General features: G+C 46.3%; 6 protein-coding genes. 2 read left to right on the top strand and 4 right to left on the bottom strand.

Going from position 1 to position 13,269, the window contains the following annotated elements; all coding sequences use genetic code 11:
* The first annotated feature begins 10 nt into the window (after positions 1 to 10).
* Together R2I50_RS01395 and R2I50_RS01390 are read left to right on the top strand one after the other, a co-directional pair.
* Positions 11 to 2,140 (top strand): HD domain-containing phosphohydrolase, encoded by a 2,130-nt coding sequence (locus R2I50_RS01395; protein ID WP_316607288.1) that lies wholly within the window; start codon positions 11 to 13, stop codon positions 2,138 to 2,140.
* A 229-nt stretch (positions 2,141 to 2,369) separates the two neighbouring features.
* The gene (locus R2I50_RS01390) at positions 2,370 to 3,401 is read left to right on the top strand and encodes a diguanylate cyclase (protein WP_316607287.1); all 1,032 of its coding nucleotides are present in this window, start codon (positions 2,370 to 2,372) and stop codon (positions 3,399 to 3,401) included.
* Positions 3,402 to 3,590: 189 nt separating this feature from the next.
* Here R2I50_RS01390 and R2I50_RS01385 read toward each other — a convergent pair whose 3' ends face one another.
* From R2I50_RS01385 to R2I50_RS01370, 4 genes are all read right to left on the bottom strand, one after another.
* Positions 3,591 to 5,249: a recombinase family protein gene (locus tag R2I50_RS01385; protein WP_316607286.1), complete on the bottom strand. Its 1,659-nt coding sequence runs from the start codon at positions 5,247 to 5,249 to the stop codon at positions 3,591 to 3,593.
* 883 nt (positions 5,250 to 6,132) lie between these two features.
* Complete coding sequence (locus R2I50_RS01380) at positions 6,133 to 7,092, bottom strand: leucine-rich repeat protein (RefSeq protein WP_316607285.1); 960 nt, start codon at positions 7,090 to 7,092, stop codon at positions 6,133 to 6,135.
* A 108-nt stretch (positions 7,093 to 7,200) separates the two neighbouring features.
* On the bottom strand, positions 7,201 to 7,359 hold the full coding sequence (locus R2I50_RS01375) for a hypothetical protein (RefSeq protein ID WP_316607284.1): 159 nt from the start codon (positions 7,357 to 7,359) through the stop codon (positions 7,201 to 7,203).
* Positions 7,360 to 7,377: 18 nt separating this feature from the next.
* Positions 7,378 to 12,783, bottom strand: coding sequence for a glycogen-binding domain-containing protein (locus R2I50_RS01370; protein WP_316607283.1), 5,406 nt, complete (start codon positions 12,781 to 12,783; stop codon positions 7,378 to 7,380).
* Positions 12,784 to 13,269: the final 486 nt, after the last annotated feature.

Here is a 13,269-nt window from a genome sequence, read left to right as displayed (position 1 = left end):
GAGGATCATTATGTCTTCTAATATGAAATCGAAATCTGCATGGAAATCCGGCGCTTCATTGCTGGGCGTTATCTTTTTCGGGGTGCTGTTGAATATCCTCGGTACAAGGTTGAACCAAATGCTGGGTCTGCCGTTGTATATCGATGATATCGGTACGATCCTTTCCGCCATGCTGGGCGGTTATATCCCGTGTATTACGGTCGGATTTTTCTCGAATATCATCAACAGCCTTTCGGATTCATACAGTATGTATTACTGCGTTATCAGCGTTCTGATCGCAGTATCGGCGGTAGCTTTTGCCGAAAAAATGCGCCGGATCAAAATCCACGCGATTTTGACCGCTGTCCTGAGCTTTGCGTTTTGGGGAGGCATCGCGGGAGGTCTGCTGACGTGGCTTATCAACGGGTTGAGCTTCGGCGAGGGATATGCTGTCGAAATGGCGGAGAGAATCAATCGCATGGTTCCTATGGGATATTTTCTCTCTAATCTGCTTGCCTCTTTTCTGATTGATCTCGTCGATAAGACGCTTGTAACTGTGATCGCGGTGGTTTTATATAAGCTGCTTCCTCTCAAGCTGCTGGATTACATTCATACCCGCAACTGGTACTATATCACTATCTTTGAGGAACCGAATCGACATAACAGAAAACGGATTTCTCTACGCATAAAGACTACGCTGGTGGTAGCGCTGTCACTGACGCTGGTCGCGTCGGCGGCGATCGGCATCAGTATTCTGCAGTATCATAATTCCACCGTTAAGGAGTATGAGGAGAACGGGCGTTACGCCGCCGAAATGATCGCCGAGCAGTTGGACGCCGACCGGATAGATGAATATTTGGAGAAAGGCCGAGCGGCAGATGGTTACGCCGATACCGAGGAGCTTCTCAGTACGGTTATCAATCTTTCTCCCGATATCAAATTTGCTTATATCTATCGAATAGCCGAGGATGGCACTCATGTCGTTTTTGATATCGACACCGCAGACGTTAAGGCTGACGAGCCCGGAGCGGTGATCGATTACGACTCTTCGATCGAGAAATATCGTGATCTTTTCTTTGCCGGTAAAGAAATCCCTGTCGATATCACGGATGACGAGTACGGATGGCTTTTGTCGGTATATAAGCCTGTTGCCGACAGTGTCGGAAAGGTGCAGTGTTATGTCGGAGTCGATTTGGAGATGAATCGTCTGCGATCAGAAGAGTTTGCGTTTTTGGCGAGGATCATCTCGCTGTTCCTCGGATTTTTGCTTTTGATTCGAACCTACGCAGTCTGGATTGCGGAGAAGCATATCATCAAGCCGATCAACTCGATCGCGCATGTATCTCGTCATTCGAGCTATGACACACCCGATGCAAGGGAAAAGTGGATTCATATGCTCGATATGCTGAATATTCGTACCGGCGACGAGATCGAGACCCTCTATGAGGAATATAAGAAAGCGGCTCATAACACCGTTCGGTATATCGAGGAGATCCAACACAAGAGCGAACAGCTCACAAAGCTGCAGAACGGTCTGATTATGGTGCTCGCTGATATGGTTGAGAGCCGCGACCAATGCACCGGCGATCATGTTTTCAAGACTGCCGCTTATACTGAGATCATCCTCCGTCAGATGCAGAAGGAAGGCGTCTACGCCGATCAACTGTCGGAGCAGTTTATCAGCGAGGTCGTCAATTCCGCTCCGCTCCATGATGTGGGCAAGATCACCGTATCCGATGTGATCCTCAACAAGCCCGGCAGGCTTACTGATGAGGAGTTCCGTATCATGCAGAGTCATACCACAGAGGGCGGCAAGATCATCGACAAGGCGATAGCTGTCGTTGATGAAGATTCCGGATATTTGCGCGAAGCAAAGAATCTTGCGATGTATCATCATGAGAAATGGAACGGTAAGGGTTATCCCATCGGTCTCAGCGGCGAGGATATCCCGCTTTCGGCGCGTGTGATGGCGGTTGCGGATGTGTTTGATGCGTTGGTTTCCCGCCGTAGTTATAAGGAACCGTTCACAATCGAAAAAGCGCTTGATATCATTCGCGAGGAAGCCGGAAACCACTTTGATCCGTATGTCGTGCAAGCTTTTTTGGATGCTGAGGATGAGGTGAGGCGCGTCGCAAAACTCAATATGGAGCCTTCGGTTTAATATACAGGTCAATATTTGGTGATTCTGACCATTGATTTTTTTGCGAAATACCGTTAAAATGCCATATGTAGAGGTGTATTCGCCGCAAAGAAAAGACCACGTTTATTGAAACGTGATAATCATATTATTTTGTTAATTAAAAGGTGATCCAATGAGGAAGGTTTTAGAATGGATCAAACCATGGTTTTTTCCGGATGCAGATAAGAAAACGAGATTAGAAATAGATACGTTGAACACGAAGAATATCCACTATGTCTCGCTTGTGGTGGGTATCGTCCAGATCCTTTCGCTTGTGATGTTTTTCATCATCAATTCAGGCAGCCTCGACAGCAGCGAGGTAACATCCGTCATAATTCGAGTGGGTCTGAGCGTTGTCCTGTGTATTTTTGGATTCTTTGTTTCCGGTGCGTTGCTGAAGGATTCTCGGACCGTGGGTAAACACCCTACCGGCACCCGTGTATTCATCGGCGTATTTATCATTCTGTTGATGATCTGGAGTATCTATGTTTCGATTTATAACTATGTAAACCATCAACAGCTTCTTACCTTTTATACCGTTGAATTGACGGCTGTATTGTTCGTTAAGCTGAAGCCCGCCTTTCTAACTCCGCTGATCCTTTGTTCTTATATTGTGAACTACCTGATACTCAGCTGCGGGTACTATCAGGGCGGAATCAATCTCTATAATTATCTGATGCTTGCGGTGCTTTCTGCAGCGGGTTCGATGCTGAACTATCGCCTGACGGTCAATTATATTTCCGAAAAGAATAAGGCGGGGATGTTGAATGAATCTCTTGAGATCATTGCAAACCATGACAGCAATACCCGATTACAGAATCGCTACGCGCTGAATCAACGGATTCCCGATTATGTTGACCGGGATATCTGTATCGCGATGGGGGATATCAACAGCTTCAAAGCGATCAACGATACCTGCGGTCACCGTGCCGACGACGACGTTCTTAAGCTCTTTTCCGATATTCTGCTCGAGGTTTTTCCTTCCGAGTGCATATACCGTTACGGCGGCGATGAGTTTTTGATCATCGAAGAGACTGACGATCTTGACGGCTTTCTGCAAAAGTTCGATCAGATCAATGATCGTTTTTCATCGGCTCAGTTAGCGGGAATACAGATGCGCTTGGGATGCAGCTTTGGCTGCGTCAGGCTCCATCCGATGGATATCGCGGAGTTCTTTGACGGTTTGACGCTGGCAGATAAGTATCTGTATGATGAGAAGAGTAAGCTCGGTCTGAGACGTTAATACAAACAAGAAGAAAAGGGTGCTGTCGCATTAAGCGTTGCGACAGCACCCTTTTGCGTATGTAGAAATGATACTACTAATTAAGCCCTTTAACATCTATTGCGTAAATATCCGCTATATCTTGTTAAAGTGTTTTAATGATACTTAGTATCAGTATGAATGCTCCGGAAGGAGAAATGAATGCTATCATCAGCCGTTACCCTTGCTGCTTTGCGTCAAACATGCCGGGCAAACAAATTCACCGATATACTTCCAAATGATCCTGATTCTGTTTGCGATATCTTTCGACGAACTTTTTTTATCGCTGATCTCGATTCTTTCAATCAATTCATGGAGCAGTTCGGCATTAAGCTCGTTGACTTCATGATGGTTCCGAACCGCCTTGATGAATTCGGCAGTATTATTCGCCGTGTTTCTTGCGGCTGATATTGACTTCTTGAGGCAGGTTACCTTCTGCTCCAGCTCCTTTTGCTCGTTCTCATAGTCTTGCGACAGCTTCTGAAAACGTTGATCGGTGATCTTTCCTTTGAGATTGTCCTCGTATAACTGACGGATGATTTGGTCGAGGCTGAGGATTCGTTCTTCGATTAGAGATAAGCTGCGCTTGTTTTGTTTCAGATCCTTTTCGGCGGATGATTTTGACTGCGCGGCAACCCGGTTGATAAAGCTGTTTTCATCTGCTTTAACGAAACGAGAGACAGCCTGTATCTGATCGAGCAGAGCAGCTATAGCTTCGGTGTTTTTGATATGATGTGATGAACAGCCTCTGCCTTTGCGATAGGTTGAGCATTCAAAGTATTCCTGATCGTGTGAACGACTCTTGCTTCTGATCTGGTACATCCTTTTGCCGCAGTCAGCACAGAAAAGCAGCCCCGACAGCATCGGTCTATCGCCGAGTTCACGTACCCTGTGCTTTTCACTGCGAATACGTTGAACCTCGTCAAATAATTCCCGATCAATAATCGGTTCGTGAATGTTCTCAAACACTACCCATTCGGAAGGATCGTTCCATATTTGTTTTTTGATTTTATATGATTTTCTATGTGTTTTAAAATTCACTACACTACCCAGATACTCCTGCCGCGTCAGCATCCGCGCGATCGTTCCGCTGTTCCAGGCGTAGTCGTCAGAGTATATGCGTTTGTCCGGTTTACCGATTCCCATCGCTTTTGCGTGAGCGGTGGGATTTTTGATTTTTCGGCGGGTGAATTCGTTGGCAATCTGCGTCGGTCCGTATCCTGCGACACACAGCTGATATGCTGCTCGTACCGTCTCGGCAGCTTCTTTGTCGATGATCCATCTGTATTTGTCGTTCGGTGATTTGATGTAACCGTATGGGGGATTGACACTCAGCGGTTTGCCGGATTGTCCTTTCGCTTTAAAGACGGCGCGGATCTTCTTGCTGGTATCCTTGGCGTACCATTCGTTGATAATGTTCAGAAACGGCGTGAAATCGCTGTCAAGCTGACTGGCGCTGTCGACGCCGTTGTTGATCGCAATGAAGCGGATATCAAGCCGCGGAAACAGCTCCTCGGTATAATAGCCGACTCTTAGATAATCTCTGCCGAGCCGAGACATATCCTTTACGATAACAGTGCCGATCTGATTTGACTCGGCGAGTTTCATCAGACGCTTCCATTCAGGCCTATCAAAGTTTGTTCCCGAATATCCGTCGTCGACAAAGAACTGTGTGTTCAAAAAACCGTTATCTTCGGCATATTTTTTCAGGATTTCTTTTTGGTTACGGATGCTGTTGCTGTCACCCTCCAGATCGTCGTCTCGGGATAATCGACAGTATAGAGCGGTGATTTTGTTGAGTTTTGCAGATTTAGTGGTATTGTAAGACATGCTACGTCCTCTCGTTTTCGCTGATGTTGTAGAATTAATGCCGTTTTTGCGAAAATATTTAGGATACATTCTATATAAATAAATCATAATACGGAGGAAGTCAAGAAAATTTTTTCATATTCATGTAAAATATTGAATATTTTTGCTGGATTCAGGCATAAAAAAAGCCGAGATACGGCAGAGCCGTCCTCGATGTTGATAACGAGGTCAGTATATAACTAACCCTCGTCCTGTAAAGCATCATGGTTGTTTTGCATAGAGCAAACGATGATTGATGCTGTGGTAATGAGTTGAAGGGTGGGTAATACAATATTATCTGATAGATTATACATAATAGAACTGTGCATAAACGCAGACATCGCGAGGGTTTATACTAATCCTTAATAAAAACCTTTATCATGTATTGCGCTATATTTCGTATAGCTCTGTTGTTGTCGTCGTTCGCTGTACACAGTGGCGCTTAGCCAATCGCTACGCTCTTGGAGCGCTGTTGCATGGGAGTTGTAAACCAAATCACAGATTTGGACAACTCCTCATCTGAAGGCTACTCCGGTAGGTATGCCTTGACCTCGTGCCGCGACTCCTCCTCTCCCCACAACGCGCCGGAAGTGACAGGCGCCAGCCTGTCTGCGTCTCCCGTCGCGCTATCCGAAATATATCACTAATATCTGATTAAATCTTTTTATCAAGGATTAGTATTACACGTAGTAATTCTGCCAAGGTAAGATAAAACCTAAGAGGATAGCCGTTTCGCTGCGCTCCTCGCAATGTTTAAGACATATTTCACGGTTCCGCTCAAAATGCCGCGCTTGCATAATGCAAACGCGGCATTTTTGTTTTGAAATCATAATAGTAGTTTATGGCAAACAAATATTATAGGGGATCAGATCCATTCGCCGATGGGGTAGGGGACAGTGAGCAGAGCGGAGTACCGCATGATGTAGGTCGCGTCGATGATCTCAACATCACCGCTGCGGTTTACATCGGCGGCGTTCTCATTATAGGAAGAAACGTCGATGTAATTCAGTACGCGCTGGATGACAGTCGCGTCGGTAACGTCCACCATCCCGTCGCCGTCAGCATCACCGAGAAGGAGCCTCACGGCCTCCGTCGGCTGTTCCGTAACAGCTTCGGTCGGCTCGGGGGTCTCGGTCACAGGCTCGGTAGGCGCTTCGGTCGGCTCCGTTACCGGCTCCGTCGGCTCGGGAGCGTCGATCAACACATATTCGATCCCGTTACTCTCAGCAAATTGATGCGCCGCAGAATCGGTGTAGCAGTAGATGACGAGATTGGGGCAATCCTCAAACGCAACAGATGATATCGAAGTTACCGTATCGGGGATCCTGAAGATCGTAAGGCTGTCACAGCTTGAAAACGCGTGATTTTCAATGGTAGTAACGCCATCTGTCAAATATACTTCTCTGAGTGAATCACAGTCATAGAAGCATTGTGACGAAACCACAGGCGCCATTGCGTTATAATACAAAACCTCGATACTATCACAGTTCTCAAAAGCGCCGGACGCTACGGTTTTGATTTGCGCAGGAACGCTCAACTCACCTGAAAGAGCAGAACCCTTGAATGCATTCAAGCCGATACGATTCAGGTAATTTGCCTTTTCCAAGTCCAGTGAAGTAAAATCATTACGATTGATAAAGCATCTGTTTCTGATTTCTCTGACATAATAATAATCAAGAGAGTTAGGTATCGTCAAAGTGTCGGAACCGCCCTCCCAATCATACAACGAGATATAGTTGTCGTTCATTAATGTGTAGGAGAAATCGCCGGATGTGAAGATCGTTTCCGCGAAAAAGGTCGTCGCCGTCACTGTTAATAAAGACAATACTAATATCAGAGATACTAAGAGTTTAATCGATATTTTCATATTGCTGAGTCCTTATATAGGCGCAGGCGGTAAAGAATACCGCCTGCGAAGTTGAATAATGTTAATTTAAGGAATAAGATCACCGAAGGGATCGGATCCAGGATTGGCAGGGTTAACGCCTTCACCCACAGGTGTCGTCTCCATGGGATCGCTGACAGCCAAAACATCCTTAGAGATAGCTAAATTGATCAATTCCAGTTCAGGTGAAGAATAGTTTTTTTTCATTTTCATCAACCCTTTCTGTTATTCGCTGTATTTGAGGTTAGCAGTATATCTCATACAGAAGTAAGCAGGATCACTGATACACCATGTATCAAGCGTACCGTCCTTATTTGAGTCATACTTCATTACCGCGTAAGCTCTGTAAACATAATTGTCGATTGCACTGTCATTCTTAAACTCAATCGAGTTATCGCCGACAGTCTGACCGTACGCGCTGTATACCGGATAATTTTCCTCAAGATTGTTCTTGTTGTTCAATTTAGAGGTATTCCAGTCAAAGCCGATACAACCGCCGCGGCTGATTGCTGCAGCTGAATCTTTACCATTCAAAGCAGTCAGTATAGCGTTCTTGACAGATGATACATTTTCACCGTAATTAACGGTCTCGTAGTAGCTCATATCAGATACATCGGCAGAGCCCATAGCCCATTTTGCAGGAGACGAACTTCTATCTGCAACACGCTCGATGATCATACCGATCTTGACATTGCTGCTGTTCTTCAGCTCAGCGCCGTTATTTCTGTAATTGAAGATAAAGTCGTTATAAAGCATATCCGCAGCTTTAGTTGCATCATCATCGGTGGTGCCTGCACCATCGTTCCACTGGTTGCGGCTGTCGCCGACGTACAGGATGGAGCAACCGCTGTTGTTGGTATCGGAATAGGTATTATGCCAGCTATTCGTATCTTCATCAGAGAATACAGCCTCAACATAATAGTCGCCGTAAATACGATAATGGAAGTCGGGGTAGTAGATCCGGGCGACCTCGGGAGCGGTAGCCTGCTCATCAGCGGTATCCGCGAGACGCTTGATCGACCAGTATGCAAAGTTCATGTTGCCGACCTGATCGGGCGCCGTAATGAAGTCGTTGTCTTTATGATTGGTTTCAGTCGACTTGCTGACGTTTGTTGAAGTACCGGGAGTTGTCACACTCGCGTCAGTAGTAACGAACTGATCATACCGGGCAGCCAGATCGAAGGTAGCCTTGTCGGCATTATAAGAACTTTCGATTGCCGTGTATATCTTATGATCGCCGGATTTGACGGTATAATAATCATAGGGCAGCTTGAATCTTACTGTATACACCGGAAGATCAACCGTTTCGGCAAAATCAGACGTTGCGGTAAATGTATGATCAAGATCGCTATAAGTAGCATTGCCGACATTCAGCGTATTCTTTTTCAGGAAGTTACTCTCGAAGGGAGCTTTCGCCTTGATATACGATGCTGCAAGTTCGTGACCAGTGTCGCCGACATACTGCTTATATTCCTTCAGTAAGATCTCACCCTTGGCGGTGTAGCTCTTAGATGCGCCGCTTCTGTCAGTGAAGTTATAGGTGAAGTTGTAGTAATGAGGCGTTTCAGCAATCGTCGAATAATACGTAAGCTCAGAGGTAGAGAGCGTAGTACCCGCATACAAATCACCTACAGTAAAGGTGAAGTGTGATGTAGTCAGAGCCCCCTCATTACCGGGCAAGGACTCAGGAGATGTCGTAGCGGCAATACTCTTAGAGGTATTGAACTTGTCATAGCCGAAGGCGGTCACAGTACCGTCATACTTAGGCGTCGTCTTTAAGGTCACATCGATGGTGTAAGTAGCATAGGTATTGGAGATATAGGTTCCGTCGATGTAAATATGAGAGCCATTGTAAGTCGCTTTTGTAGTAGTACCATCCTTTACAAGAACCTGCATATCAACGGTTCCCTCACCGGTGCTGGAACCAGTCAGCTTATGATCGATGGTCAGCGAGCCGGTGACGATCGGCACAAAGCGCGCGATCAGCTCATAGTTTGCGGTCGCCTTGATGCTGGCAGCTTCTGCCGCGCCTTCGATCTTATCGTAGGAGGTTGCACTGTACTTGATGTACCAGCCGTCAAAGAGGTAGCCCGTACCGGCGGTTGCGGTGAAGTTCAAGGTGGTGTTGGTGTTGATGACAGCTTCCTTTGAAGTCGTTACGTGAGTATCATCTTTGTAAGAATTGCTGTTGAATTTAACGTTATTCTTATTTATCGATCCGGATGCACCGTCACCGGTAGATTCCGATACAGTATCCGGTAGCCATTTGTTCTGAGCCTTATCAAAGTACTCGATACCGACAGTCGATTTAACTGTATCATTAGAGTGAGTATAATACCATCTGCCGTCCAGACGATACGCGCCGGTACCGGCGGCGTTATCACGGGTATCCTGTGCGTCCTTCTCGTAGGTGATATAGACGGGCTTGCCTTTTACCGAGCTATCAGCGTAAGCAGCTTTATAAATACCCTCATACTTCTTGATGCTGTCGGTATAAGTGCCGACGCCCGTGACGCTGTGGTTAGCTTCCGGATAGGTTATAGTGGTGGAATAACCGGATGCGTTACCTCTGAGCAGGAAGATGGAGGGCGGTGCGGCGTATCTGCCGTTGGTGGCGTCTGAGATCAGAGAGTAGGAGCTGCCATTCTTCTTATATACCATCCAAGCGGTACCGTAGTCGCCGGCGATATTCGCGTTGTAACCGGTTGATACGATGCGGACATTGTCGCCTACAGCAGAAGGATCAGAAGGCTCGGTTTGAAGAACGTTACCAAACAGGTCGATAGGCTGATTGTAACGGTTTCTGAGAACCTCCCAGCCGTTGCCGCTATTGATATTTGTGAGGTCTTCTGTTGTGAGAGAGCTCTTAGTTCCCACCACACGCGCGCCGGAGACAGAACTGCCGTAAGTATTGCGGTTGTAGGTGTCGGTTTCATCAATAATACGGAAGATGATGGAGTTGGGATGACCTGCCGATTCTCCGGCGGCATTGGTCAAGCATTCCTCATAGATCTTGTAGAAGTCGTCATAGTCATAGGTCTGCTTATGCTCCTGATCATTATCGTGATCCGTCCACTTATAGATCATATTGCGATGAACATGATCCGCGTAACCGTTGTTGATGGTGATACCCTTGATCGGGGTGTTGGTCGAAGCACCTATGATCGGGATATCCTTCAACGGGATCTGGGTCGAATACTTACCCTCTGCGTAAACCATCGGCTGACCGGGATATACGCCAAAGGAGTTAGAGACGTTGTTCAGGTTGCCGTAGAACGGATAGATATACGGCGTGTTGCCCCACTTTTCGACAACAGTGTTGTAACCCTCAAGGTAGAAGGTGATAGTACCGGTAGTATTTCTGAGATAGTAGATCGGGGTGATCTCGAGGTAATCTACCGTGGGCTCAGCCGGGAGGGTGTAGGTCAGTGTACATTCACCGTTTTCTGTTGAAGTATCAGAAGCCTCGTTCACACCGGGAGTACCGTCGGTCTTATAGGTAACGCCGTTGATACACCAACCAACTACGTAATACTTGCTTCGGTAGTCTGACGCAATTGTTGTCTTGACGGTGATGCTCTTGCCCGCGTCGACCGTCGCTACCTGATATTTACTGCTCTCGTCGCCGCATGCTACGCTGGAAACAACGCCGCTTTCCGGGGTCGCGCCATCGATCTGTGTGATCGTAGTGGTCGCGATAGCGGCATAGTTATACGCTGTACCGGTAGTAGCGCTGGCGCCGCCTGCGCCCTTATTGTCCCAGTTGATAGGAGCCGCGCCATCCTTGGCGTAAACATTAACGGTCGTGATCTGATCGTCGCCGGAGCTGACGGTCTTATAGTAGTATTTGTAGTTTACCTTACCTGAGTCGGAATACTCGGCGAGTACGCCAATAGCGGAAATCTTTGTGAAATCAACATTTCTGATCAATTGGAAATAAGCAGTTCCGGTAACGGTGCTTTTTTCTTTCATCTCAGCGACAAATCCGCCACCGGAGATTGTACCGGTTGAACCCGGCGCTATGGCTTCACCGTTAATTTGTTCTTGCTTATTACCGCGGATACCACCATTGTTGTCATTATTAGCTAACGCAAAGTAGAATTGTGAGTTTGATTTAACATAAGACGTGATATCAGCCCAATAAGCGTTTGTACCCACCTTAGTAGCGATCGCAGTGGTACCGGATTTACCGGGACCGTCATCATTTGTCGACCAAACAAAGCGGAAGGTGCCCTCAGATGTTGTCGGAGGGGTAAACTTCGTTGTGCCGTCTTTGGAATACAGCCAGTCGGACGAAACGGTACCACCGGAGACTGTCCAAGACAGGGTCGGGTTTGTGCCTCTTGTATCCCACGTAAAGGTGACGGTTTGACCAGCTACCGCGCCGACCTTCCATTTTGCGTCATCACCGGGATCTGAGTCAGTATCAGTCGCCGCAGCTCCGTTCGCGCCGGGGTGAGAGCCGGGGTGATAAGCAGTAGAGCCGGTATAAATGGTAGCATACTGATACCCCTCGTGATCAGATTCCGGCGCCCATGTAAGCGTATACACGCCGCTGCCGCTTGATGTCTCAGTAAACTTCCTGCTGTTGTCAGTGGTATTTACAGATGCACCGTTCAAATAACCGGTTAGGTAGTAGGAGGTTGTGGGTTGAGATACCAACACCGCATATGCTTTTTTTGCTGATGGATCGAAATGTAATATATAATCACCGTCAGTTGATGGAGCTTTTATGTTTTTTCCTCCGTTAGCATTGTTAAGATCAGAACCCCATTCTGATTCGCTGATCCGATATCCTTCTGAACCATGACCCCAGTATTTTTGATCATAACCATTAACGTAAAACTTAAACGTGTCAGAAGAAGTTAAGGAAACTGTAGCCGTGTAATCATTTTTACCTACAGCAGTCATTTTAGTTGTATTGGTGCTCCAACTATTAAACGTACCAGTTACATAAACATCATCACGATCCCATACAGGTGTATCCCAGTGATGAGCACTATCATAATAGCCGTTATAGATTTTGCCGTCTACATATGAACCATAAAGCCAAAAAGAGCCATCATCAGCTTTATAAGTTTCGGCAATACTTCCATCATTACTATTGATTGCCCAAAATTGAAAATGTCTCCAACCGCCATCGTCTTCATAAACAGTTAATGAATAAACATCATGACCATTAATAGTTTTTGAATATTTGCTCATGGAAGCAGAATAGTCCTTACCTTTATCATCATCTTGAACAAAAATTTTAAAACTGGTATATGAATCCCAGCCTAAATTATGCGGACACATATAAACAGTATGACCAGTTTCACCGGTAGCCGCCAAATCGGCTTTCGCACCAGTAGAAACTAAATCATCCTGCATGCCGCGGAGGGAAGCGTTGGCATAGGCGGGCAGGGTCGGCTTGAGCTGAGTCGCCGTATCGGCGATGCCTGTGCCCAGGTCAGCTGCAGCGGACAGCGAGGCAGCCTGATTGCCCGAGCCATCGTTCGTTAACGCGAACGCCGACAGGGTGGAGCCTACGCCGACTGCGGACAACAGCATGACAAGTCCCATCACCAGCGCTAAGGTGCGCAGACTGACAGACTTGGCACGAGTTTTTATTCGTACAAAGTTTTGTTTCATAAAGTTTCCTCCCTTATGAGATTTTGTTGTTTTGCTATCTATATAAATCTGTAAAGAGTACAGAATTGATGCCGGGATCACTGACCTATTACCGTATGAAAACAGAGGGATGAACGCGAATTTTCATGTTTTTCAAAAATAATATTTGAAACCGGGAAAACTATGCACGATGAACAGAATCAACGGTGAATATTGTGCCATTCCCATAAAATGTGATGGAAAAACATGTCGATTTAAGTCCAAAAGGGCATACTTCGCCTTATCATCCAATTATTATCAATAGCATTTTATCAAAACGCTGTCAAATAGTCAATAAATTATTACAGTTTTTTTATAAGCTCGTAAATTTTTGTTTATCATAGACAAGTATTAGGGGCTCTGTTCGTTCAAAAGTACAAAATATGGTACGCCGCCCGAATAAGATGGTTACAAGTCGGTTTGGCGGCGCGTAAGCGATAAATCACGCGGTTTTTCATGCCGAAACGT

The organism is uncultured Ruminococcus sp. (assembly GCA_902785355.1).
Taxonomy (GTDB): domain Bacteria; phylum Bacillota; class Clostridia; order Oscillospirales; family Acutalibacteraceae; genus Ruminococcoides.
Note: the sequence above shows the minus strand (reverse complement) of the source record. Positions and strands in the feature narration are given on the sequence as shown.

Coding starts and splice junctions, on each gene's coding strand:
- R2I50_RS01395 (WP_316607288.1), top strand. CDS start 11: ATGTCTTCTAATATGAAATCGAAATCTGCATGGAAATCCGGCGCTTCA.
- R2I50_RS01385 (WP_316607286.1), bottom strand. CDS start 5,249: ATGTCTTACAATACCACTAAATCTGCAAAACTCAACAAAATCACCGCT.
- R2I50_RS01375 (WP_316607284.1), bottom strand. CDS start 7,359: ATGAAAAAAAACTATTCTTCACCTGAACTGGAATTGATCAATTTAGCT.
- R2I50_RS01370 (WP_316607283.1), bottom strand. CDS start 12,783: ATGAAACAAAACTTTGTACGAATAAAAACTCGTGCCAAGTCTGTCAGT.